The organism is Nonomuraea sp. GTA35 (assembly GCF_041950525.1).
Taxonomy (GTDB): Bacteria; Actinomycetota; Actinomycetes; order Streptosporangiales; family Streptosporangiaceae; genus Nonomuraea.
Genome location: NZ_JBGNUV010000007.1, coordinates 354,234 through 376,602 on the forward strand (window position 1 = coordinate 354,234; position 22,369 = coordinate 376,602).

The following is a 22,369-nucleotide window of genomic DNA, read 5'->3' on the forward strand; positions in this document are numbered from 1 at the left end:
AACCCGAACTTTGTTCTGTAGGGTGGTGGGGCATGACGGACATCTTCGATGACCTCCAGGCCGAGTACGAGCAACTCGACACCGTCCTGGCTGCCCTCACGCCCGCGCAGTGGTCGCACCCGTCGGCCGCCGCCGGCTGGACCGTCTCCGACGTGGTCCTCCACCTCGCCCAGACCGAGGAGCTCGCCGCCGCCTCGATCCGCGGCGAGCTGGCGGGCCCGCGCACCCGCGGCGAGGTGGACGCCATGGCGGACAGCGCCGTGGCCGCCGAGCGCGACATCGCCCCCGCCGACCTCCTGGCCCGCTGGCGCGCGGCCACCGCGTTCATGCCCGCCGCGCTGCGCGCCCACCCCAGGGGCAACCGGCTGACCTGGGTCGCCGCCAGCCTGTCGCCGGCCACCCTGGCCACCACCCGCCTGGCCGAGCACTGGGCGCACGCCCTCGACATCACCGCCCCGCTCGGCATCCCCTACCCCGACACGGCACGGCTGCGGCACATCGCCTGGCTGGGGCATCGCACCCTGCCGTACGCGTTCGACGTCGAGGGCCTGGCAGGCGGGCCCGTGCACTGCGAGCTCACCGCGCCGGACGGCGAGCTGTGGCACTTCGGCGACCACGACGCGCCGTCCGTGATCACCGGGCCGGCGGGCGACTTCTGCCGCGTGGGCGCGCGCCGGCTGGCCGCCGCCGACTCGGCGCTCAAGGCCACCGGCCCGCACGGCGCCGAAGCCCTCGCCGTGCTGCGCAACTACGCCTACTGAGCACTTCGGCAGCACGCCGGCAACGTGCCCCAGCGTGCCGCAGCACGCCGGCAGCTCGACGGCAGCTCGACGGCAGCACGGCGCCGCCGGCGAGGTTCGGCCGCATGCCGCCTGGACGCGCGGGTTCCGGTCAGGGGGAGATCTCGGGCAGTCGCGGGCGGGTGCGGTAGCGGTGGCGCTGGTAGAGGGAGAAGAGAGTGAGATGCGCGGCGGCGGCGAGCAGGCCGAGGACGATCGCCGCACCGAGCGGGAGCGCCAGGACGGCCAGCAGCGTGATGCCCGCGCCGATCACGATGCTGTTGATCGTGCTGATCATCATCGCGATGGTGAAGAAGCCGATGAGCCAGTCGCGCCGCCGCCCGATGCCCATGGTGGCGGTGGCGGCGGCGACGGCGTCGTTCTCGTCCGGCCCGGCCCACGCGACGATGTAGGCGGAGGCCTGCGGGGATAAGTGGCGGTAGTAGTGGCGGATGCGGGCGATCGCGCTGCGGCACAGGATGTTCTGCAGGCCCGTGTCGACCAGGCGGACGCTGGTGAACAGGCCGAGGATGGCCAGCGCGGGCAGGAGGGTCGCCGCCAGCGGCGCGAACGCCGGCGAGGGCGGGGCGGCGAAGCCCAGCGCCACCAGCGAGCTGGACAGCGCCATCACGTACAGCGTGGCGCGGGCCGACTCCTCGCTGGTGGCGGTGCTGATGGCGGTCTGCAGGACGAAATGCTCCGTGGTGAGCGCGGACATGAGGGCGGGATCGTCGTTCGTCATGTGCCCATGCTCCGGCGTCGCGCCGCTCCTGGCTAACCTCTCGCCGATCTGCCGCCCGCCCCACGCGCGGCGCGCTCCTCCGGTCGCCGGCCGGGGCGGCTACCCGATCGTGCCGCCCAGGCGGCCCTCCAGCATCAGCAGCAGCTCCGCCAGCAGGCCGGCGAGCTCCCGCTCCTTCTCGGCGGGCAGGCCCGACAGCAGCGCGGTCTCGTACTCGAGCTGCTCGGGCATCAACCGCATGATGAACTCCCTGCCCCGCTCGGTGAGCGACAGGTGGGCCACGCGGCGGTCGCGGTCGTCCACGCGCCGGGCGACCAGGCCGATCTCCTCCAGCCGCCGCACCCGCTTGGTGACGGCCGCCCCCGAGGCGAACGTCTCGCGGGCCAGCCGGCCCGGCGTCAGCTCGCCGCCTACCCTGAGCAGCGCGCACAGCAGGTCGAACTCCGCCCTGTTCACCCCCGCGCGGCCGAGCGGGGCGTCGGTGGCCTGGTGGAGGAGGGCGGTGCACCGGTTGAGCCGGCCGATGACGGCGATCGTGTCGAGATCGGCGTCGGGGAGGACCTTCCGCCACTGGCGCAGCGCGACCGCCACGGCGTCCTCCACGTGCCCGATCCTTCCTGTGCCGGGGGTGTCCGGTGGCTCACGATCGTACGCGCCGGCGGCGCCTGCGCCGACCACGGCCGAGGTCACGCCGGCAGCTCGGCCAGCCGGTGGTGGCCGGCCCGCTCGGCGGCGGCGATCCGTTCCTGCGGCAGCGCCGCGCTCCACCACTCGCCCGCCGCGATGTCGGCCGCCTCGCGCAGCTCCACCAGGGCGGCACGCAACCGGTCGCGAGCTGCGCGGCCCCCGGTGGGCGGCTCCTCGACCAGCCGCTCCAGCCGTTCCAGCCCATCCCGTACGCGGGCGGCGGCCCGCCGGTCGGGCAGCAGAACGCAGGCCAGCAGCCCGGCGGCGGCCCCGAGGCAGGTGTCCAGCCAGCGATCGGCCACGAGCGCGGACACCGGCTCCGCCCCCGCGAACTCGGTCATCAGCATGGCCATGGGGGCGACGAACACGCTGCCCAGCCAGTAGTTGCGGGTGATCGCCGCCTCGGTGACGAACTGCAGGACCAGCACGGCCACGACGAGCGCCACCGCGCCCCACCTGGTCACGGGGACGATCAGGGTGAACAGGGCGACGCCGAGCAGGTTGCCCACCACGCGCTGGAGCGCGCGGCTCCACGACATGGTGGTGTTCGCGGCGAACACGGCCGCCGCCGTCACGACGGCCCAGTACGGCCTGCCCACGCCGAGCGCCATCGACACCCACCCCGCAAGCGCCGCCCCGCCGGCCACCATCACGACGACCCGCCACCAGCGGGCCAGGAGAGCCGGCGGCGAGCTTGCGGGTCGTCCTGTCCGTTCGACGCGCTCGGCTGCGATGCCGGTCAGTTCCGCCTGCTCGGCGGCCTGCGTTCGCGCGTCGCAGAGCGGCGGCTCCGGGACTGGGCGGCCCTTGCGCAGCTCGCGCGCCCACCCCAGCAGCGTGTCGGCATCCACCCCGCCGCCGGGCTCACGGTCGATGGGCTCGCGATCACAGCCCTCGCGGTCGCTGACCTCGCGGTCGCTGGGCTCTCGGTCGCCGATGCGGGCGGCGGCGACCGACTCGGCCCGCACCAGCAGCCGTCGCAGCCCTTCTCGCCGATCGCCGGCGCGCAGCAGCGTCTGCCACGCGGCGTTGACGGCCGTCGCCGCAGCATGGCGCGCCTGCCGGGCGTCGCCATCCCGCACGCCGCACACGTCCTCGTCGCGGGCGTGCAGGAGCCGGGCCGTCGCCTCCAGGGCGCGGGCGACCGCGATGCGTTCCGGGCCGTCAGGGCGGAGGAGGCCCGGCGCCATCCCCACCGCCCAGGCCACGAGCCCGCCGAGCACCCCCAGCCCCACGTGCGCGGGGACGTCGGCGAGGCGCTGCTCGGGGACGAAGGCGGCACTGGCCGCGATGAAGGTGAGCACGACGTTGCCGGGCGGGCCGATCCTGGTCGCGTCGCAGGCCGCCTTGTGCAACCCCGCCAGCAGGGCGGCCACCGCCACGCGGATGGCGACCGAGTCGGTGAGCGCCGCCGTGACGAGGGCGGCGGCGGTGCCGGCCAGCATCCCCAGCACGACCCATCCCAGAGCCCTGGCCCGGGCCGCGTACGGCAGGCCGTGCCCGTACAGGGCGCACATGGCCCCGGCGGAGGCGTACAGGGTCAGGTCCAGCCGCCCCGCCAGGAGCAGCGCGAGCAGCACCACGGCGAGTGCGGCCACCCCACTGAGGGCGGGTTTGTGCCAGATGTCGCCGAGGGGCGCGAGGCGCAGCGCGGCTCGGACGGGCATGCGGACACGGGGCCTGAACTGGTGGAAGGGGATGGCACTCACCCATAAAGCTTACCGGGTGTTTTACTCGTAAAATAATCGCTCGACCAGGTACCCAGCTCGATGGGCGGGCGGGATCGCGCCGCGTGGTCCGTGGTTCACCAACCGGTACGCGGGAGGGTGGAGGCGGGGACCGGCACGGTGGACAGCCCAGGGGTGGGCCGGAAGGCGCGGGCCTGGGCGGAGGCGTGGCGGGCGGCGGCCCGGGATCCCGCGAGGTCCGCCGAGCGCCAGATGTCCCCTTGCGAGTAGGCGGACTCACCGATGGCGTCCACGGCTATCTGGCCGCTGATGCGGGTGATGTCCGAGGAGGCGACGAGGTCGAGGCCGATGCGCTGCATGATGGCCAGGGACATGCGGGCGGCGAGCACGCCCGCGCCGTCGGGGGCGCGGGTGGGCAGGGGGGCGTGGAAGACGTCGGTGGAGCCGTGGTCGACCCGGCCGATGTTCTCCGCCGCGATCCAGCTGAGCTGCTGGGAGATCGCGGTGGCCTCGGCGCGCAGCCACCGCAGTTCCTCCAGATCGGCGGGTGAGATCCACACGCGACCGTAGATGCCGGCGAAGTGCGGGCTGCGGGCCAGTCCGGCGAAGCCGGGATCGGACCAGATGGACAGGCAGTCGTTCCAGCCCAGGTCGACCGCGGCCCGGAAGTGCTCGATCCCGCCAGGCACGTCCCCGGCCCGGCCGTGGAGGTCGGCGAGCATCGCGTGGATCATCGCGAGCCCCCAGCGCGGCCCCCGCCGCCACGCCTCCGGCAGCAGCGCCGTCAGCGCCTGCCTCCCCCGCGCCATGTCCCCGTAGACGATCGGCTGGCAGGCCGCGTACAACTCGTTGAACCCGACTTCCATCCCCACCCCAATCCACCCAAGAGCCACGATTACGATCTTTGAATAGCACGTTCCACACCCGCCGCGACAGCCGAGAAGCCCCTGCGTGGCGGAGGAGAGACGCTTGAGCGCCTCGTACGATGTCCTGATCACCGGCGGCCTGCTGATCGGCGGCACCGCGTCCGCGCGACTTCGGCACCTGCGCCCCCGGTGCGGTGGTGGTGCCGCTTCGGCAGGCGGAATCCGCGCACGCTAGGGAAACCCCTAGGACGCCTCCCGTGGCGGCACTCGCGCCCCCGGTGAAAGCGTGCCGGTATTCGAGCGCGGGAAGGATTTCCGCGCGGACGACCGGAACGGGTGGACGAAGATGACCGAGCCCACGAGCGGGGTCGCGAAGCAGGAGCTCGATGACTTCCTGCGCACGGCGGACAAACTCACACTCGACGACAGGAGACTCCTGGTCCAGCAGGCGCTGGTGCTCATCGAGCAGAACTACGTGCATCTGCCGCTGAAGGCCGCGATGCACGCCGTGAACCCGGTACAGCGGCTGCGGCTGCTCGCCGTGCGCCTGAGCAGGCAGACCCCGCAGACCATGGACCCGGAATGGCGCTTCCACGCCGACCTGTCCGAGATCTTCCACTCGGTACGCGACCTGCACACCAACTACCTGCTGCCGCAGCCGTTCTCCGGCAAGATCGCCTTCCTCCCGTACCTCATCGAGGAGCACTACGACGGCGAGCGGCGCCACTACGTGGTCACCAGGACGCTGCAGGACTTCTCCGCCCCCGGCTTCGGCCCCGGCGTCGAGGTGACGCACTGGAACGGCATCCCGATCGACCGGGCGGTGGACATCAACGCGAGCAGGTTCGCGGGCAGCAACCCGGCGGCCCGGCACGCGCGCGGCCTGCAGTCGATGACGATCAGGCCGCTGCGCGTGCACGTGCCGCCGGACGAGTCCTGGGTGGTGCTCACCTACGTCGGCCAGGACGGGATCCGCCGCGAGCTGAGCGAGACCTGGCGTGTCAGCGACAACCTGCCGCCGTTCGTGAACGCCGACGAGCTGTCCGTCGCCGCCACGGCCCAGGGCCTCGACCTCGGCGCGGACGAGATCTCCCGGGCGCTCAAGCTGCTGTACGTGCCCGAGGCCGTCACCCCGCAGGAGAGCCTGGGCGGCGCCGAGCTGACGGCCGAGCCCGCCGAGGCCGGCGCGGACATCCCCACCTCCATGCCCGGCTTCTTCCGCGCCAGGAGCGTCGTCACGCCGTCGGGCACCTTCGGCCACATCCGCGTGTTCAGCTTCAGCGTCAACGATCCCGACGCGTTCGTCCGCGAGTTCGTCCGGCTCATCGGGCTGCTGCCGCAGAACGGGCTGATCCTGGACGTCCGCGACAACGGCGGCGGGCACATCTTCGCCAGCGAGTTCCTGCTGCAGACGCTCACGCCACGCCCGATCGTGCCGGAGCCGACGCAGTTCATCACGACGAACCTGAACCTGCGGATCTGCCGCCAGCACCGGGAGAACCCGACCGGCCAGATCGACCTCGGCCCCTGGTGCCCGTCCATGGAGCAGGCGCTGGAGACGGGCGCCGTCTACTCGGGCGCGTTCTCCATCACCCCGGCCGACGGGGCGAACGCGATCGGCCAGCAGTACTTCGGCCCCGTCGTGCTGATCACCAACGCGCTCTGCTACTCGGCGACCGACATCTTCGCCGGTGGCTTCCAGGACCACAAGATCGGCAAGATCCTCGGCACGGACGACAACACGGGCGCGGGCGGCGCCAACGTGTGGACGCACGAGCTGCTCAAGCTCCTGCTCGAACTGCCCTCCCCCGCCTCGGGGAGCCCGTACCAGCCGCTGCCCGGCGGGGCGGGCATGCGGGTGTCGATCCGGCGCACGCTGCGCGTGCACGACCTGGCAGGTACGCCCGTCGAGGACCTCGGGGTGGTGCCGGACTTCCGCCACCGGATGACCCGCAAGGACGTGCTGCAGGGCAACGAGGACCTGCTCGCCAAGGCCGGCGAGATCCTCTCCGGGCAGCCGGTGCGGCGGCTCGACGTGCAGGTCTCCGCCGCGCAGGTGACGCTCACGACCGCGCTCGTGGACCGGGCCGACATCTACCTCGACGGCCGGCCCACGGCGTCGGTGGACGTGACGCAGCAGGTCACGACCGTGCCGGTGCCGGGCGCCGGGTCCGCGCACGTCATCCGGGTGGAGGGGTTCCAGGGCGGCGAGCTGGTCGCCGCCCGGACGATCCTGCCGCAGTGATCGCTTGAAGGGCCCCGCACTGGTGCGGGGCCCTTCGCTGCTGCTGTAGGATGATCACCACTCGAATCAGCGCTTTCCAGAAGTACGCCGCAGAGCGGAAGCGCACACCCCGCGCCACGGGGTGCCGAAGGGGCGGCACGGTTCTTTGCCGTCTCTTCGTTCGGAGGAATTCCATGCACGTCGGCCTCGGCCTGCCCGTCACCGACCCCGAGTCGCTGCTCGACTGGGCCAGCAGGGCCGAAGCGGGCCCCTTCACCACCCTGGGCCTGCTCGACCGTCTCGTCTACGACAACCCCGAGCCGCTGGTCACCCTCGCCGTCCTCGCCGGCGCCACCACCAGGATCCGGCTCCAGACCGAAGTCCTCCTGCCCCCGCTGCGGGAGACCGCGCTGCTCGCCAAGCAGGCCGCGACCCTCGACCGGCTCAGCGGCGGCCGGTTCGTCCTGGGCGTCGGCATCGGCGGCCGGGCGGACGACCACGTGGCCGCCGGCACCGACCTGCGTACCCGTGGCCGCCGCATGGACGAACAGCTCGCCACGATGCGGCGCCTGTGGTCCGGCGAGCCGTACGGGGCCGGCGCCGGCCCCGTCGGGCCCGCACCCGCCAGGCCGGGCGGCCCCGAGGTGCTGATCGGCGGCTTCAAGCCCCGCGCGCTGGAACGGGTGGCCCGCTGGGGCGACGGCTTCCTGGCCGCCGCCCCGCCCTCCTGGGCCGGCGGGCTGTTCGACACCGTGCGGACCGCCTGGAAGGCACACGGGCGCGACGGCTCGCCGCGGATCGTCGCCCAGGTCGGCGCCGCCATCGGGCCCGAGCCCGTGATCGACGAGGCCCGGGCGGCGATGGCCGCCTACTACGCCTCGTCCGGCGTCGCGGACTACATGGTCTCGGGGATGCTCACCACCCCCGGCGCGATCCGGGACGCCGTCGCGCAGCTCGGCGATCTCGGGGCGGACGAGGTCATGCTCTACTGCTTCGGACGCGACCCCGAACAGGTCGACCGCTTCGCCGACCTGCTCTGAGCCGGGCGCGCTGAGCCGGGTGCTCGGGGCCGGGCGCTCGGGGCCGGGCGCTCGGGGCCGCCCTGTCCCAGCCGGCTGCGCCGGGTCAGGTGTGGTCCCGGCCCGACACGGCGCCGTCCGCCTCGGCGACGAGCGGGCTGGCGCGGTACGGCTGCCAGCCCGCCCGCAGGCGGCGCAGCTCGTCGTGCACCCGGGCCGACGCGATCAGCCGCACGTCGTCGCTGAGGCCGAGGACGGTGACCGCGGCCTGCTCCGGGTCGCCGGCGCGCAGGCAGGCGTGCGCCGCCCGCAGCCCGATCAGCACCCGCGTGCGCAGCTCGACCGGCCGCCGCGCCTCCATCGACGCCATGAAGTGGCGGGCGGCGGTGGCGTGGTCGCCGAGCTGGGTGAGGGTCAGGCCGATCTGGTGCTCCAGGGACTCGCGCCGGTAGTTGCCCAGCCACTCGGTCTCCGGCGGGGAGTCGGCGCGTTCGAGCTGGGACTCGGTGCGGTGCAGGAGGTTCAGCGCGTCCCAGCGGGTGCCGGCCGCCGCGTGCGCCTCCGCGCGCATGCCGGTGATCCAGGCCAGCATGCGCCGGGGGCCGTGCCCGCCGAGGGCCGAGGCGGCGGCGTCGGCCAGCGCGAGCGCCTCGCCGTCGTGGCCCAGCTCGGCCGCCTGCACGGCCATGCTGCGTAAGGCCGTCGCGCGCAGCACCAGGTCGCCGGCCTCGTCCGCGAGCCGTACGGTGCTGATGTAGTAGCGCTGGGCCAGGACGTTCGCGCCCGCGTCCATGGCCATGTACGCGGCCAGGTAGCTCAGCTCGGCCGCCGCGGTGAACAGGTCGGGGCGGGTGCGCCCGCTCGCCCGGCGCAGCAGCGGTGTCACCTCCCGCGACAGGTAGGCGGCGACGGCGGCGCGGGCGTGGCCGCCGCCGTACTGGTCGTCGAGGTCGGCGAAGGCCGCCGTGGCGGCGCGCAGGCGGGCCACGTCGCCGGCGCCCGCGCGGGAGGCGCTGCCTGGCGCGTTCGGGGTCCCGCGCCTGATGGCCAGGCCGGACAGCGCGGCCAGGGTGAACGTGCCGGCGGTCAGCACGGTACGGCGGTTGAGCAGGTCGTCCTCGCCCAGCGTGGCCAGCCGGGCGACCGGGTCGCCGCCCCAGGGGTCGTCGGCGGGCGGGGCGACGGCGGGGTCCGGCCAGCCGAGGTGCCGCGGCGAGAGGTCCGGCCGGCCGAGCCGGCGGCGGAACGCCTCCACGGCCGCGTGCACCGCCTCGGGCCTGGGCACGGTGCCGGTCAGCCAGTGCCCCACCGCCGAGCGGTCGTAGTGCAGGCGCTCGCCGCTCTCCGCCGCGACGGCGTTCACGTGCTGCGCGGTGGCCGCGTGCGTCCAGCCGGCCTGCTCGATCAACGCGGCCAGGGCCCGGTTCACGACGGGGCGGGTGCGCCGTGGCGGCATCTCATCTTCACATCGCTTCACATCGCGGTGCCCTCGACGATGCGCCGTACGCAGCGCACCGTCAAGAGAGCGGACCGTGACGTGACCGGCGGACGAGAAGGAGGCGGGATGGCAGGGATGGACGGGGCGGCGGCCGAGGCGGCTCACGCCGAACTGCTGGGCGCGCTGGCGGGCAGGCCCCTGGTCGTCGTCGACCGGTACAGCACCGCCCTGCGCACCGGTTACACCGGGCCGATGCCCATCGAGGCGCTGCGCCCCGCGCTGGGCATCGGCTGCTACTCGGCGTGGGACCCGGCGCTGCCCGGCATGGTCGTCGCCGCGGAGGAGCACACGGGCAGCCGTTCGGTGCCCGAGCGGCGCGGCTGGCTGCGGCGCGTGCGCCACGACGCCGCCCGGCACCTGGTCAAGCTGGACCGCCCGCCCGTCATCGCCACCTGCCACACGGGCGCCCAGCTCCAGGAGCTGGCGGGCCCTGGCGGCACGGTCGCGGCGATCGACGCGGGCGTGCGTGCCACGATCGAGGCCAGGCACCTGTTCGACGACCTGCTGCGCGCGGCGGGGGTGCCGGCCGTGGCGCGGATCCGCTGCGTACCGGCCGAGCGGCTGCCGAGCCTGGCGGAGCTGCGGCGCGCGGTCGGCGCCGAGCGGGTCGTGGTGCAGGCGGGCGGCGTCTCCGGCGGGCGCGGCACCGTGATCGTCTCGGGCGACGACGACATGGCCAGGGCTGCGCGACTGCTGGGCCCGTACCGGGTGGCCGCGTACGTGGAGGGCTGGCCGTGCGCCGTCACCGTGCTCAGCGTCCCGGACGGCGCGGGCGGGGTCAGCGTGTACGTGGACCGGCCCTCGCACGAGACGACCGGCGTCCCCGAGCTGGGCGTGGGCCCGCTGTGCAGCGCCGGCCACGACTGGTCGCGCCCGTGGCCGGTGCCGGCCGCCGCGCTGCTCGTCGAGTGCGCGGAGCGCATCGCGGTCTGGGGATGGCGCAGGTACGGCGTCGCCGGGCTGTTCGGCCTGCGTGGCCTGATCACGCCGAGCGAGCGGGTCTACCTGTCGGCGATCAGGTGGCGCTGCGACGAGAGCACCGAGGTGTCGGCGGTCAACCAGCAGGCCGTCGGCGTGCCCCCGTTCGTGCTGGCCCACCTCGTGGTGATGCTGGGCGGGCGGGTGAGCTGGCTGGCGGACCCGCAGGAGTTCAACCAGGTCAGCCTGCTGCGCGCGACCCAGCGCGGCGGCCCGTTCTCCATACGGGTCCGGCTGCGCGGCGAGTCCTCCGTACGGGTCGCGGCCGGCCAGGGGCCCGGCGTCTACCGGCTGGACCGCGACGACCACCCGCGCTGGGTCCGCCGCGCCGCCCACCCGTCCGCCGCCCGCGCCGACCACGGCGAGTTCCTGCTCGCCGACCTGCCGCCCGCGGACGTGGTCTGCCATCCCGGCGCGGACCTCGCCACCGTCGAGGCCGTCACGGACGGCGCCACGCAGCCCTTCCACGGGCCGGCCAGCGCGTCACCGTTCGCGCGCCGGGTGTCGGCGGCCGTCGAGCGGCTCTTCGCCCCCGGCTGAGCCGCGCCGGCTCGCCGATCGGCACGACCTCGCGCATCGACCCGGGGCGACTGAAGGCGACCTGAGGCGACCTGGGGCGAACCGCTCAGCGCAGGCCGATGGCGCTCTCCCAGAACCAGTTCCACCGGATCTCGTCGCGGAAGCGGGCCGCGCCCGCCTCGTACAGCACGCCGATCGCGCCGTTGCCGAGTAGCGCCATGTCCGAGTACCCGGCGTGGTCCGCGTCGATCCGCACCCCGGCGTTGTCGGTCGTGCCGTTGTGGTTGCGCCAGGTCGCGCCCTCGTCGAAGGAGGAGCGCACGTTCATGCCCACCGCGTTGTTGTTCGTCTTGGGGGTGGCGGGCGCCGACAGCAGGATGCGCGTGTACGGGCCGCCGTCCCAGCGCTGGCGGAGCAGGGCGGGGTGGGTAGGCGGCGCGGTGATGGCGCTGTCGGCGCGGAAGCCGCCGTCGAAGGTCAGCCCGCCGTCCCTGCTGACGCCGCGGGCCAGGCCGTGCACGGAGGTCTGGTCGTCGGGGACGGCGCCGTTGCGCGCGATCACGAGGATGCTGCCGTCGGTCCTCTCGACCAGCGTCTGCTCGCCCAGCTTGAGCACCGACTTGTCGTACGTGGCGGTCGCGCCGATCTTCCAGGAGCCGCCGTGGTCGTCGCTGTAGACCAGCCGTACGCTCTGCCGGCTCCCCACGGCGAAGTAGACGGGCACGACGAGCCGGCCCGCGTGCTCGCCGCGCGTGAGCTGGATCCCGTGCCCCGGGCCGGTGGCGAACCAGTCGCCCGCCCCCGCCGGGGCCTTGATCTCGCCGGACAGGTCGTCGGGCGCCGACCACGTACGCCCGTCGTCGGTGCTGACCTGGACCTTCGGGGTGCGGGGCGTGGTCTGGGTCGGGGTCGGCTCGGAGGTCGTGAACAGGAACACCGGGCCGGCGGAGTCAGCCACCACGGTCGCGTTCCCCTGGAGTGCCGCCCCCGCGGTGCTCGCCAGGACGGTCCTGCTCGCCTCCCAGGTCACGCCGTTGTCGGTGGAGCGGCGCATGACGACGTCGAACGCGCCGTGGTCGGCGCAGTTGTTCCTGTTGCGCCGCTCCGCGAAGGCGAGCAGCACGTTCCTGGCGGTCCTGACGACGGCCGGGAGCCGGTAGCAGGTGGTGACCGTCGCACCGGTGGCCGGGTCGGTGCTGGTGTACTGCCTCCACAGGGTCTGCTTGTGCCAGGTGTAGGTGGGCGGCTGCGCGGCCGCGGCGGGCGAGGCGGTGACCGCCACGGCCACGACGGCGCCGATCGCGGCGCCCAGCGTGCGTAATCTCTGCATGATCGCCTCCATCTCGCAGTGATGATCCCCACGCGGGCCCCGCGGCCAACCTCCTCGATCAGTAGCCGACGGTGAAGCGCCGCTGGACGTGGCGGGGCAGCTCGGCCTCGTCGACGACGGCGACGGCCAGGTCCTCGGCGGAGATGTCGCTGGTGCCGTCCTCGCGTACCAGCAACCGGTCGCCGCCCACGCGGAACCTGCCGGTACGCCGGCCGGGCTCGACGCGGGCCGCCGAGGGGCTGAGGTAGGTCCAGTTGCGGTTGGACAGGCGGTAGAGCGCCAGCGCCTCGCGGTGGGCGAGCACGACCTTGACGTACTCCTCCGGGACGCCGAGATGCTCCGGCAGCCCTTCGGCGAAGCCCTCGGTGTCCACCACCTGCAGCCCTGGGCGTACCTCGAGGCTTCCCGCGCCTCCGACGACGATCAACCGGGCGGCGGGGTGCGACTCCAGCGCCTGGAGCAGCGACCGGGCGGCGGCGGGCAGCACGTGGGCGTTGGCGATCGTCTCAGCGATGTCGCGGCCGGTGTTGAGCGCGTTCACGATCACGTCCAGCCCCGCGACGGCGGCCGTCACGCCGGGCACGTCCAGGACGTCGGCGACGCGCCAGGCGACCTCCCCCGCGTCGGCGGGGACGCGAGAGGCGTCCCTGGTGAACGCGGTGACGTGCTGCCCGCGTCGCACCGCCTCCGCGACGACCCGCGACCCGATGACGCCCGTGGCTCCGAACACTCCGATACGCATGAACCCGCACTCCTCCTTATACGGCGTTCAGTTGCTGAACGCCGTGTAGTTAGTGAGCACAGCTTAGACACTGAACGCGGTAGGGTGTCAACGTGATCGACGGGAGCAGGCGGGAGCGGCTCCGGGCCCAGACGGTCCGGGAGATCAAGGAGACCGCCATGGCGCTGCTGGCCGAGGGCGGGCCGGGCGCGGTCACCCTGCGGGCCATCGCGCGCCGGATGGGGATGACGGCCGGGGCGCTCTACGGCTACTACGCCACCCGCGACGACCTGCTCACCGCCCTCATCGACGACGTCTACACCGGGCTCATCGACGAGATCGACAAGGCCTGCGGCGCCCTGCCCGCCGAGGACGCCGCCGGGCGGCTGCTGGCGTGGGCGGAGACGTTCCGCGGCTGGGCCACCGCCAACCCCGAAGGGTTCCGGCTGGTCTACGGCGAGCCGGTCCCGGACTACCGGCCCCCGCCCGGCGGGCCCGCCCCGGAAGCGGAGCGCCGCGCCTGCGCCGGGCTCGTCACGCTCGTGGCCGCGGCCTGGCCGCACGCCGCCGGCCGGCAGCCCGAGGGCGGGCACGACTGGTCGGACTTCGGGCCCGGCCTCGCCGACGAGGTCCGCGCGTCACATCCGGGGCTGCCGCCCGCCGCCGTCGCGCTGGCGCTGCGGGTGTGGGGGCGCATGCACGGGCTCGTCGCCCTGGAGGTGCACGGGCATCTGCGTACGCAGACCCGGCATCCGGAGAAGTTGTACCGGGAGGAGATCCGCGACCTCATCGCCTCCCTGGGGCTGCCCGCCGGCCGTTGAACCGGGCAGCGCGGGACGGGCGGCTCGGGACGGACAGTCCGGAACGGACGGTCCTGGAATGGGCGGTCCGGGGCCGGTCAGGTGGTGGCGAGGACGCGGGCCAGGGCTTGCAGGGTGTCGAGCGGGGTGCCGGGTGGCGGGGAGACGCGGAGGACGGGCTCGCGCAGGTGCAGCGGGGCGCGGGCCGTAGGGACGACGCCGACCAGCAGGGACGCCTCGGCGGCGCGGGCGGCGGCGCGCTCGGCCGTGTCGCCGGGCGGCGGGGTGAGCGTGACGAGGGCCGAGGGCTCGTCGAGCGGCTCGGCCACCCGCCAGCCGCCCGCCCCGTCGAGCAGGCCGCGTGCCGTGCGGCCCAGGTCGGCCAGGTGGGCGTGGACGGCGGCCGGGCCGAGCACGTGGTGCTCCTGGGCCGCGACGCCGAGCCCCACCCTGGCGGCGATGGGACCCTCCGAGCTCTCGTAACGCGCCGCTCCCTCAACCGGCACCGCGCCGGCCCACTGCGACGTCTCCCCTCCCCGCGCCCGGCCGCCGCCCTCCGGCCACGGCTCGTCCCACACGCCGCCGGGCTCCGGCGGGAGGCCGCTCCAGAGGTGGCCGCTGAGGGTGGGGGCCGGGGCGTCCATGGCCGGGGTAAGGCCGGGCACGATCAGGAAGCCGACGCCGCGAGGGCCGGCCAGCCACTTGCGGGAGGTGCCCACGTAGGCGGTGGCCCCCGCTCCTCGTACCTCCACGTGCCCCAGCGACTGGCAGACGTCCAGCACGAACGGCACCCCCGCCGCCCGGCACAGGGCCCCGATCTCCGGCACCGGTTGCACGACGCCGTGATGGGAGCCGAGGTGCGAGACGACCACGAGGTCCAGCCCCGACGCCAGCCGGGCCCGTACGCCGTCGGGGTCGATGCGGGCGTCGCCGTCCACCGGCAGCTCGACGAGCCGCCAGCCGCGCCGGGCGGCCAGGCGGCGCAGCAGCATCAGCGTGCTGCCGTACTCGGTGCGCGCGCAGCCGACGCGGCTGCCCGGGCCGAGCCGCCATCCACCCAGCAGCGCCGCCATCGCCGCCGTCCCGCTCTCCAGGAACGCCACCTGCCCCGCCCCCGCCGCCACGCCCGCCGGCCCCGCAGCCGCGCCTCCCGGCGCTACCGGCATGTGCCCCGGCCCCGCAGCCACACCTCCTGGCCCAGCCGGCACGCGCTCCGCGCCCGCCCCCGCGCCTCCCGGCCGCACCGGCGCGTCTCCTGAGGCGCCGTCGTCCGGTCGGGGGCCGACGAGGGCGGCCAGGGCCGAACGGGCGGCGGTGAGGTCGGGGACGGCGCCGTAGCCGCCACGTTCGCGTTCCAGCCGCAGGTGCGCCGTCATCGCGTCGAGCACCCGATCGCTCGGCACGTTGCACCCGGCCGCGTCGAGATGCCCGGGCGGCACCACACCCCGCGCCGCCCGCCACCTCCTGGGCACGGCCTCCGCCTCGAACCCGCACCCGGCCTCGGCCCCGGCACCGACGCCGAGTGCGGAGCCGGCGCCGGGGCCGGTACCGGGCGCGGAGCCGGGGGACGCGGGGGTGGTCACGCCTCGGCCAGGACCAGGGCGAAATCCTCCGACGGGTCGGTGTAGTGGCGGCGTACCTCGAAGCCCGCCGCCGCGAGCTCCGCCCGCAGCCCCTCCGGCCGGAACTTGGCGCTGATCTCGGTCCGCATCTCCTCCCCCGCCCCGAACGACACCGCCAGCCCGAGCCCGCCGACCCGCACCCGCATCTCCCGCGAGGCCCGCAGCCGCATCTCGATCCAGTCGTGCCGCTCGTCGTACAGGGCCACGTGCTCGAACGCCTCGGGCTCGAAGTCCGCGTCCAGCTCCCTGTTGATCACGCGCAGCACGTTCCTGTTGAACTCGGCCGTCACCCCCGCGGCATCGTCGTAGGCGGCCACCAGCCGCCCCCTGTCCTTGACCAGGTCGGCCCCGAGCAGGAACGTGTCCCCGGCCCGCAGCGTGGCCCGCAACTCCTTGAGGAACACCGCGCGGGCGGCCGGTTCGAGGTTGCCGATGGTGCCGCCGAGGAAGGCCACCATCCGCCGCCCGTTGCGGGGCAGCAGCGCCAGGTGGCGTTCGAAGTCGGCGCACACGGCCCGTACGGCCAGCCCCGGGTAGCGCCCGGCCAGCCGGTGCGCCGCGGACTCCAGGGTGACGGCGTCCACGTCCACCGGCGTGTAGCCGCGCAGCGTGCCCGCCGCCGCCAGGGCGTCCAGCAGCAGCACGGTCTTCTCGCTGGTGCCCGAGCCCAGCTCGACCAGCGTGTCCGCGCGGGAGACGGCCGCCACGTCGGCGGCCCGCGCGCGCAGGATGGCCAGCTCGCGCCGGGTCGGGTAGTACTCGGGCAACCGGGTGATACGGGAGAACAACTCGCTGCCGGCGGCGTCGTAGAACCACTTGGGCGGCAGCCACTTGGGGCTGGACGTCAGGCCGGTGGTGACGTCGTGTTCGAGGGCCTGGCGCAGGTAGTCGCGGTCAAGATGGCTGATGACGTGCACGGTGGACTGGGTGACGGGCACGAGGCCTCCTGGAGACGGGTTCACAACGGCTGGACGGTCACGTCGTCGCGGGTGACGGTCAGCAGGCTCCGCTCGGGCACGGCCTGCCAGCCGGGCAGGTCGTCGAGCGGTTCGCTGGCCACCAGCACGCCGTCGTGGAGTCGGTGGTGGAACAGGGTGTCGCCCCAGACGGTCGCGGCGATGGTCGTGCCGTCGGTGGCGAGCAGGTTCAGGCGGGCGGCGGGGTCCTTCTCCCCGGCCCGTTGGACGACCTCGGCCAGCGCCTCGCCCAGGCCGGCGCCGGCGCGCCCGCGCTGGAAGACGGCCCCGGCGACCCAGGCGGCGTCGCAGGTGCTCTCGGCGCCGTCGCAGAGGTCCTTGACCGCGTCGCGGGCCACGCGGCCGTTGTGGCTGAGCAGCCAGGTCCGGTCGGTGAACGGCGCGGTGGCGCTCTCCTCGACCGGCATGCCCACGGTGGCCGAGCGCACGGCGGCCAGCAGGCACGTCGAGCGGGCCACCGCGGACAGGCCCGCCAGGTTGGCGTCGGTCCAGATGGGCACGGAACGGCGGTAACGCACCGGCTCGGGGCGGCCGGGGGCGTACCAGCCCATGCCGTACCCGTCGGCGTTGATCAGCCCGTGCCGCTGGCGGCGGGGCGCGTACGACTGCTTGAGCAGCCCGTACTCGGGCTCGTCGATGAGCGAGGTGAGCGGGCGCTCGGCACCCAGCCAGGCGGCATGCCTGCACATCTCACACCAGCTCCGACCGGGCGCAGCGGAAGCCGGTGAAGATCTGCCTGCGGATCGGGTAGTCCCAGTTCCTGAACGTGGTGCGCACCGCCGCCGGGTCGGCCGCCCAGGAACCGCCGCGCAGCACGCGGTACTCCTCTCCGAAGAACACCTCGCTGTACTCCTTGTACGGGAAGCTGCGGAACCCCGGGTAACCGTGGAACCAGGAGCCGGTCCACTCCCACACGTCCCCCACCATCTGCTCGGCCCCGTAGGCGCTGGCCCCCGCCGGGTACGCGCCGAGGGGGGCGGGGTGGGAGGCGCGGTGGCCGAGGTTCGCCAGGGAGGGGCCGGGGTCGGCCTCGCCCCACGGGTAGCGCCTGGACCGGCGCGCCCCGGGGTCCCAGCCGCACGCCTTCTCCCACTCGGCCTCGGTGGGCAGCCGCTTGCCTGCCCAGCGCGCGTAGGCGTCGGCCTCGTACCAGCTCACGTGCTGGACGGGCTCGTCCATGGGGACGGGCTCGACGCGGCCGAAGCGGGTGCGGTGCCAGGCGCCGCCGTCCCTGGTCCAGAACAGCGGGGCGGTGATGCCGCGGCGCTGCCGCCACTGCCAGCCCTCGGGGGTCCACCAGCGCGGGTCGTCGTAGCCGCCGTCCTCGATGAACGCCAGGTACGCGCGGTTGCCGACCGGCAGCCGGTCGATCCAGTAGCCGGGCAGGTCCACCCAGGTGGCCGGGCGCTCGTTGTCGTAGGCCCACGGCAGCGTGTCGGTGCCCATGAGGAACGGCCCGGCCGGGACGTGCACCTCCTCGGGGCCGCCGGCGCGGCCCGGCGGCAGGTCGCCGTCGCGGACCAGGCCCGGCCGGCCGGAGAGCTGCAGGGTGGCGAGCATGGTCTCGTCGTGCTGGTGCTCGTGCTGGATCACCAGGCCGAACACGAACCCGTCGCGGTGCAGCGGCGACGGGCCCTCCAGGTCGATCGAGTCGAGGACGTCGAGCACGCGGCCGCGTACGCCCTCGATGTAGCCGCGCGCCTCGACGGGGCGCAGGAACGGCAGGCTGGGGCGGTCCTTGCGCGGGGTCTTGAAGGCGTCGTAGATGTCGTCGATCTCGGGGCGGAGCGGGGTGATGCCGGCGGCGGCGCGCAGCACCCAGAGCTCCTCGTAGTTGCCTACGTGGGCCAGGTCCCAGACGAGGGGGGACATGAGGGGGGAGTGCTGGCGTACCAGGAGGTCGTCCTCGGCGGCCGTGTAGGTGAGCGAACGGTCGCGCACCGCGATGAGCTCCCTGGCGATGCGTTCCTTGATGTCGTTCATGGGCGTCCTTCGTGTCCGTGGTCGTGCCTGGGCTCGTCGGGCGGGGTGCCGGGGTCGTGGTGGTCCAGCCACGCCGGGGACGGGTGCCGCGCCGCCGGGTCCATCAGGTCGGCCGCCGGCGAGCGGCCGGTGCTGACGTGCCGGTCGGCGAACGCGGCCACCGCGCCGACCAGCGTGGCGTCCGCGCCGAGCCGTGGCAGCGCCTCCAGCGCGGCGCGGAAGCACGCCTCGGCGGCGTCCCTGAGCCGCGGGTCCGCCAGCCCGCAGCGCGCGGCCCTGTCCCATTCCTCCTGGTACGGGGCCGTCTGCCGGGACGCGACGGCGGCCATCGCGACGCCGGCGGCGCGGTCGTCGGTGATGAGGGCGTGGGTCACGGCCACGCACACCGGCCAGCTCGCCGGATGTTGCGCGTCCAGGTAGCGGATCTCCAGCCACCCCCGGGGCCGGACCGGCGGGAAGACGGTGGTGGCGTGGTAGGCGAGGTCGTCCGGCGTGGGTCGTCTCCCGCCGCCGCCCTCCAGCCAGTCGCGGAACGTCGAGCCGTCGCGTACCGGCCGGTAGCGCTCGGCGTCCTCCCGCACCAGCATCAGCCGGGCGTCCAGCAGGTACGCGGCCCAGTCGGCGACGGGGTCGCCCGTGACCGGGACCGGCCTGGTCCTGGTGGGGTCGAGGTGGTTCCAGACGTCCTGGCGCCCCGACATCCACCCGTACGGCCTGCCCCCGCTCAGCGGGGAGTTGGCGAAGGCGGCGAGCAGCACGGGCCCGAGCGCGTGCGCGCGCTCCCACCGGACGGCCGGCCGGCGCCCGAAGTCCAGGTTGACCTGGATCGACGCGGTGGAGCACATCATCAGCGGCCCGTACGGCGCCCCCAGGAACTCGGCCATCGCCTCGTAGCGGGGCAGGCCGAGCTGGCGGCACGGGGGACGCACCGGGTCGAGCCCCACGCCGCCCAGCGCCAGGCCGGCGGCGCGCAGCCCGTCACGCACGACGGCCACGTCGGCGGCCAGGCGGGACACCGTGTCGGGCAGCGAGCCCGCGGGCCCGGACAGCTCGACCTGGCCGCCCGGCTCGAACGTCACCCGGCTGCCGCCCGGCAGCTCCGCGGGCAGGGCCCGCCGGGTCCGCTCCAGCGGGACGTGCCCGCCGGGGTCCGCGCGGTCGAAGACGAGGAACTCCAGCTCCACGCCCACCCGGTCACCGGCGGGACGGAAGCACCGGCGCGCGTGGTCCGCCACCTGCGTGGCATCGCGCAGCGGCGTGCTCTCGGCCGTTACCCCGATCATCGTCTCCCCTTCGCCGGCGCCGCAGGTCGTGCTGGCGCGCACGGGACTACAGAGCCGGGAGGCGCGGGATCGTTACACACGAATTTCCGCGTAACGGATGGGGCGCGACGGGCACTGTGTGGCATGGAGGAGGGTTCACTGGGCTGCGCCGAGGTGCTCGCCCTGGTCACGGACTACCTGGACGCGGCGCTCCCACCGGGGCGGCAGCGGACGGTCGCGGACCATCTGGAGGCGTGCCCGGGGTGCTCGGCGTGGCTGGCGCAGCTGCTGGCGACGATCGCGGCCCTGGGCTGCCTGCGCGACGGGGTCATCTCACCGCCGGTGCTGGCCGCGCTGCGGCGCAGCTTCGCGGGACGGGGCGTCACGGGCGAGGACGCCTGCCCGGGCAGGGGTGTTACGAGTGATGGCGGTGGCGCTCGCGGAAGGCGGACATGAGCCGATCGCGGACGGGCGCCGGCAACTTCTCCGGCGGCTGGTCGCCGAGCACCTTGATGGTGGCGCGGAACTGCTCGAAGTAGCGCCCGCACCCCTCGCAGCAGGACAGGTGCGCCTGCATGCCGTCGCGGGACGGCTGGTCGAGGGCGTCCTCGAGGTAGGCGGTGAGAAGTTCCGCCAGCTCGTCGCAGGTGAACCGCTTCACGACGTTGACCGCCCTCGTCTCTGGGATGAACCGTTTCACTTATTGTCGCCGTTGCGCGGGCCTGGTGGGGCCGCGCGATGTCATTCGGGCTGTTTGACTGACTCGTAGTAGTCCGCCAGCCAGCCGCGTACCGCGGTGCGGGCGCGATGCAGCAGGACCCGCTGGTTGGCCGCGGAGATCTCCAGGATCTCGCAGACCTCGTCGGAGGTGCATCCCTCCACGTCGCGCAGGGAGATCACGACCCGCTGCCGGGGCGGCAGCCGGCCGAGGGCCTCGGCGATCAGCACGCGCACCTCCGCCGCCAGCGCCTCGCCCTCGGGCGTCGGCCAGGGTGCGGCGAACTCGGCCGGGCCGCCCTGGGCCGAGCCCCGGAACGGGCCGCCGTCCTGCTCGAACGCGCTCCACGGCAGCGTGCGGCTCTCCCGCACGCCGCGCTTCTTCGCGGTGTTGACCAGGATGCGGAAGACCCACGTCTTGACCGAGGAACGCGCCTCGAAGGCGTCGATCCCGTCGATCACCGCCAGCCAGGTGTCCTGCACGACCTCCTCCGCGGAGTGGTCGGTGGACACGTACGACCTGGCGACCCGGAGCATGCCCCTGGACCAGGTGTCGAGCAGCGCCGCGAACATCGCCTCGTCGCCGGCGCGCAGGGCACTGACGACGATGTCATCCGGGGGCAGCCCACCGCCCTCGAAAGACCCCACGATCGCTCCCCCTCCGGTCGCACGCTGGGACATCTCACCTCAAGGAGCCGGGCCCGAGCCCGGCACCGCCCCACCTCGGGACGACACCGCTCAGGTTAATCTCCCCCACTGACGTTTCCCCGCTGACGGGGTGCGTAGCCGTGACTCGGGAAGCTGTCCGGAAGTGCGGGCCCATCACGGCGGCCGGAACGCCCGCGAGGCCTCGGGAAGGGCCCCGCGGGCGTGGCCGGCGTCGCGTCAGCGCTCGCCCGCCGGTTCCCCGACCGGCTCGGGCTGCGCCGGGGCGGCACGCACGCGGTCGCGGCGGTTGGCGAGCAGGCTGGTCACCGTGACGACGACCAGCACCGACACGATGACCCCGAGCGAGGCCGGCGTCGGGATCTCGGGCACCCACGCCCAGATGCCGTGCGCCCAGTGCAGGATCAGCTTCACCCCGATGAAGGCGAGGATGACGCTGAGCCCGTGGTTGAGGTGGCGCAGCTTGGTCAGCACGCCCTGGAGGACGAAGTACAGCGCCCGCAGCCCCAGCAGCGCGAAGGCGTTGGTGGCGAAGACGAGGAACGGGTCGTCCGTCACCCCGTACACGGCCGGTACGGAGTCCACGGCGAAGACGACGTCCGTGGCCAGGATCGCGACGGCGGCCAGCGCCAGCGGGGTGAGCGCGAGCCGGCCGCCTTCACGGACGGCCAGCCGCGAGCCGCGGTAGTCGTCGGTGACGGGGACGAAGCGGCGCACGAGCCGTACCGTGCGCATGGAGGAGATGTCCACCTGCTGCTCGCCGCCGCGCAGCACATCCTTGATGATCTTTCCTGCGGTCACGATGAGGATCCCGCCGAACAGCAGGAACGCCCACGTGCCGCTCTGCAGCGCGGCGGCCCCGAGCCAGATGAAGACGACGCGCAGGACGAGCGCCCCGACGATGCCGTACAGCAGCACCTGCCGCGCCAGCGCGGACGGCACCGCGAAGGCCGCGAGCAGCAGCATGAACACGAACAGGTTGTCCACCGACAGCGACTTCTCCACCACGAACCCGGTGAAGAACTCCACCGCCACGCCACCCCCGTGCCCGGCCCACAGGTAGCAGCCGAACAGCATGGGCAACAGCAGGTAGAAGACCGACCAGCCGGCGGACGCGCGCATGCTCTCCTCGCGCGGTCGCCGGGTGATCAGCAGGTCCACCACCAGCAGCAGCGACAGGACGGCGACCGTGACGGCCCAGAGAGCCGGTGAAGCGATGGTGCGCAGCTCGACGGCATGCGAAAATGTCCCCGCGGACATGGGAATACCTCCCTCGAACAGTTCCGACCGT

At 74.2% G+C, this 22,369-nt stretch carries 21 protein-coding genes; 6 read left to right on the plus strand and 15 right to left on the minus strand.

Annotation, left to right across the window (positions count from 1 at the left end):
- Window positions 1-32 precede the first annotated feature (32 nt).
- Window positions 33-761 carry a maleylpyruvate isomerase family mycothiol-dependent enzyme gene (locus tag ACBJ32_RS30995; RefSeq protein ID WP_375129714.1) on the plus strand — a complete coding sequence of 243 codons (729 nt, stop codon included), beginning with the start codon at window positions 33-35 and terminating at the stop codon, window positions 759-761.
- Between the two features lie 130 nt (window positions 762-891).
- On the opposite strand, the gene ACBJ32_RS31000 is transcribed toward ACBJ32_RS30995, so the two are convergent.
- From ACBJ32_RS31000 to ACBJ32_RS31015, 4 genes are all read right to left on the minus strand, one after another.
- A complete protein-coding gene (locus ACBJ32_RS31000) occupies window positions 892-1,521 on the minus strand; it encodes a hypothetical protein (protein WP_375129715.1) in 630 nt (209 codons plus the stop codon).
- Between the two features lie 99 nt (window positions 1,522-1,620).
- Complete coding sequence (locus tag ACBJ32_RS31005; protein WP_375129716.1) at window positions 1,621-2,124, minus strand: MarR family winged helix-turn-helix transcriptional regulator; 504 nt, start codon at window positions 2,122-2,124, stop codon at window positions 1,621-1,623.
- Window positions 2,125-2,207: 83 nt separating this feature from the next.
- Window positions 2,208-3,917, minus strand: coding sequence for an FUSC family protein (locus ACBJ32_RS31010; RefSeq protein ID WP_375129717.1), 1,710 nt, complete (start codon window positions 3,915-3,917; stop codon window positions 2,208-2,210).
- A 95-nt stretch (window positions 3,918-4,012) separates the two neighbouring features.
- On the minus strand, window positions 4,013-4,762 hold the full coding sequence (locus ACBJ32_RS31015) for a hypothetical protein (protein WP_375129718.1): 750 nt from the start codon (window positions 4,760-4,762) through the stop codon (window positions 4,013-4,015).
- 346 nt (window positions 4,763-5,108) lie between these two features.
- On the opposite strand from ACBJ32_RS31015, the gene ACBJ32_RS31020 reads away from it, so the two are divergent.
- Complete coding sequence (locus ACBJ32_RS31020; RefSeq protein WP_375129719.1) at window positions 5,109-7,007, plus strand: S41 family peptidase; 1,899 nt, start codon at window positions 5,109-5,111, stop codon at window positions 7,005-7,007.
- Window positions 7,008-7,180: 173 nt separating this feature from the next.
- Entirely contained in the window at window positions 7,181-8,026 is an 846-nt protein-coding gene (locus ACBJ32_RS31025; protein WP_375129720.1) for an LLM class flavin-dependent oxidoreductase, read from the plus strand.
- Between the two features lie 85 nt (window positions 8,027-8,111).
- On the opposite strand, the gene ACBJ32_RS31030 is transcribed toward ACBJ32_RS31025, so the two are convergent.
- Window positions 8,112-9,461: a hypothetical protein gene (locus ACBJ32_RS31030; RefSeq protein ID WP_375129721.1), complete on the minus strand. Its 1,350-nt coding sequence runs from the start codon at window positions 9,459-9,461 to the stop codon at window positions 8,112-8,114.
- A gap of 108 nt (window positions 9,462-9,569) precedes the next feature.
- Here ACBJ32_RS31030 and ACBJ32_RS31035 point away from each other — a divergent pair, with 108 nt between their 5' ends.
- A complete protein-coding gene (locus ACBJ32_RS31035) occupies window positions 9,570-11,021 on the plus strand; it encodes a hypothetical protein (RefSeq protein WP_375129722.1) in 1,452 nt (483 codons plus the stop codon).
- 85 nt (window positions 11,022-11,106) lie between these two features.
- On the opposite strand, the gene ACBJ32_RS31040 is transcribed toward ACBJ32_RS31035, so the two are convergent.
- Both ACBJ32_RS31040 and ACBJ32_RS31045 read right to left on the minus strand, forming a co-directional pair.
- The gene (locus tag ACBJ32_RS31040; protein WP_375129723.1) at window positions 11,107-12,330 is read right to left on the minus strand and encodes an exo-alpha-sialidase; all 1,224 of its coding nucleotides are present in this window, start codon (window positions 12,328-12,330) and stop codon (window positions 11,107-11,109) included.
- 58 nt (window positions 12,331-12,388) lie between these two features.
- Window positions 12,389-13,072: an NAD(P)-dependent oxidoreductase gene (locus ACBJ32_RS31045; RefSeq protein ID WP_375129724.1), complete on the minus strand. Its 684-nt coding sequence runs from the start codon at window positions 13,070-13,072 to the stop codon at window positions 12,389-12,391.
- Window positions 13,073-13,164: 92 nt separating this feature from the next.
- Between ACBJ32_RS31045 and ACBJ32_RS31050 the strand changes: the two genes are divergently transcribed.
- A complete protein-coding gene (locus ACBJ32_RS31050; protein WP_375129725.1) occupies window positions 13,165-13,872 on the plus strand; it encodes a TetR/AcrR family transcriptional regulator in 708 nt (235 codons plus the stop codon).
- A 77-nt stretch (window positions 13,873-13,949) separates the two neighbouring features.
- On the opposite strand, the gene ACBJ32_RS31055 is transcribed toward ACBJ32_RS31050, so the two are convergent.
- From ACBJ32_RS31055 to egtA, 5 genes are read right to left on the minus strand one after another with little or no spacing between them, the layout of a single operon-like run.
- Entirely contained in the window at window positions 13,950-15,434 is a 1,485-nt protein-coding gene (locus ACBJ32_RS31055) for an aminotransferase class V-fold PLP-dependent enzyme (protein ID WP_375129726.1), read from the minus strand.
- Window positions 15,431-16,411: an L-histidine N(alpha)-methyltransferase gene (gene egtD / locus ACBJ32_RS31060; RefSeq protein ID WP_375129727.1), complete on the minus strand. Its 981-nt coding sequence runs from the start codon at window positions 16,409-16,411 to the stop codon at window positions 15,431-15,433. Before egtD ends, ACBJ32_RS31055 begins: the two co-directional genes overlap by 4 nt.
- 20 nt (window positions 16,412-16,431) lie before the next feature.
- Complete coding sequence (gene egtC, locus ACBJ32_RS31065; protein ID WP_375129728.1) at window positions 16,432-17,139, minus strand: ergothioneine biosynthesis protein EgtC; 708 nt, start codon at window positions 17,137-17,139, stop codon at window positions 16,432-16,434.
- 1 nt (window position 17,140) lies between these two features.
- Window positions 17,141-18,433, minus strand: a complete 1,293-nt coding sequence (gene egtB / locus ACBJ32_RS31070; protein ID WP_375129729.1) for an ergothioneine biosynthesis protein EgtB — start codon at window positions 18,431-18,433, stop codon at window positions 17,141-17,143.
- Window positions 18,430-19,716: an ergothioneine biosynthesis glutamate--cysteine ligase EgtA gene (gene egtA, locus ACBJ32_RS31075; RefSeq protein WP_375129730.1), complete on the minus strand. Its 1,287-nt coding sequence runs from the start codon at window positions 19,714-19,716 to the stop codon at window positions 18,430-18,432. Before egtA ends, egtB begins: the two co-directional genes overlap by 4 nt.
- A 123-nt stretch (window positions 19,717-19,839) precedes the next feature.
- Between egtA and ACBJ32_RS31080 the strand changes: the two genes are divergently transcribed.
- Window positions 19,840-20,151 carry an anti-sigma factor family protein gene (locus tag ACBJ32_RS31080; RefSeq protein WP_375129731.1) on the plus strand — a complete coding sequence of 104 codons (312 nt, stop codon included), beginning with the start codon at window positions 19,840-19,842 and terminating at the stop codon, window positions 20,149-20,151.
- Here ACBJ32_RS31080 and ACBJ32_RS31085 read toward each other — a convergent pair.
- The 3 genes from ACBJ32_RS31085 to ACBJ32_RS31095 all read right to left on the minus strand — a co-directional run bounded on the left by ACBJ32_RS31085 (window position 20,111) and on the right by ACBJ32_RS31095 (window position 22,338).
- Window positions 20,111-20,395 (minus strand): anti-sigma factor family protein, encoded by a 285-nt coding sequence (locus tag ACBJ32_RS31085; protein WP_375129732.1) that lies wholly within the window; start codon window positions 20,393-20,395, stop codon window positions 20,111-20,113. The genes ACBJ32_RS31080 and ACBJ32_RS31085 overlap by 41 nt on opposite strands.
- A gap of 41 nt (window positions 20,396-20,436) precedes the next feature.
- Window positions 20,437-21,060: an RNA polymerase sigma factor gene (locus ACBJ32_RS31090; RefSeq protein WP_357879902.1), complete on the minus strand. Its 624-nt coding sequence runs from the start codon at window positions 21,058-21,060 to the stop codon at window positions 20,437-20,439.
- Window positions 21,061-21,297: 237 nt separating this feature from the next.
- Window positions 21,298-22,338, minus strand: coding sequence for a TerC/Alx family metal homeostasis membrane protein (locus tag ACBJ32_RS31095; RefSeq protein WP_375129733.1), 1,041 nt, complete (start codon window positions 22,336-22,338; stop codon window positions 21,298-21,300).
- Window positions 22,339-22,369: the final 31 nt, after the last annotated feature.

What these genes read in the sequence shown, in the direction of transcription:
- ACBJ32_RS30995 (WP_375129714.1), top strand. Translation starts at nt 33, where the DNA reads ATGACGGACATCTTCGATGACCTCCAGGCCGAGTACGAGCAACTCGAC.
- ACBJ32_RS31000 (WP_375129715.1), bottom strand. Translation starts at nt 1,521, where the DNA reads ATGACGAACGACGATCCCGCCCTCATGTCCGCGCTCACCACGGAGCAT.
- ACBJ32_RS31015 (WP_375129718.1), bottom strand. Translation starts at nt 4,762, where the DNA reads ATGGAAGTCGGGTTCAACGAGTTGTACGCGGCCTGCCAGCCGATCGTC.
- ACBJ32_RS31020 (WP_375129719.1), top strand. Translation starts at nt 5,109, where the DNA reads ATGACCGAGCCCACGAGCGGGGTCGCGAAGCAGGAGCTCGATGACTTC.
- ACBJ32_RS31025 (WP_375129720.1), top strand. Translation starts at nt 7,181, where the DNA reads ATGCACGTCGGCCTCGGCCTGCCCGTCACCGACCCCGAGTCGCTGCTC.
- ACBJ32_RS31030 (WP_375129721.1), bottom strand. Translation starts at nt 9,461, where the DNA reads ATGCCGCCACGGCGCACCCGCCCCGTCGTGAACCGGGCCCTGGCCGCG.
- ACBJ32_RS31035 (WP_375129722.1), top strand. Translation starts at nt 9,570, where the DNA reads ATGGCAGGGATGGACGGGGCGGCGGCCGAGGCGGCTCACGCCGAACTG.
- ACBJ32_RS31040 (WP_375129723.1), bottom strand. Translation starts at nt 12,330, where the DNA reads ATGCAGAGATTACGCACGCTGGGCGCCGCGATCGGCGCCGTCGTGGCC.
- ACBJ32_RS31045 (WP_375129724.1), bottom strand. Translation starts at nt 13,072, where the DNA reads ATGCGTATCGGAGTGTTCGGAGCCACGGGCGTCATCGGGTCGCGGGTC.
- egtC (WP_375129728.1), bottom strand. Translation starts at nt 17,139, where the DNA reads ATGTGCAGGCATGCCGCCTGGCTGGGTGCCGAGCGCCCGCTCACCTCG.
- egtB (WP_375129729.1), bottom strand. Translation starts at nt 18,433, where the DNA reads ATGAACGACATCAAGGAACGCATCGCCAGGGAGCTCATCGCGGTGCGC.
- egtA (WP_375129730.1), bottom strand. Translation starts at nt 19,716, where the DNA reads ATGATCGGGGTAACGGCCGAGAGCACGCCGCTGCGCGATGCCACGCAG.
- ACBJ32_RS31080 (WP_375129731.1), top strand. Translation starts at nt 19,840, where the DNA reads ATGGAGGAGGGTTCACTGGGCTGCGCCGAGGTGCTCGCCCTGGTCACG.
- ACBJ32_RS31095 (WP_375129733.1), bottom strand. Translation starts at nt 22,338, where the DNA reads ATGTCCGCGGGGACATTTTCGCATGCCGTCGAGCTGCGCACCATCGCT.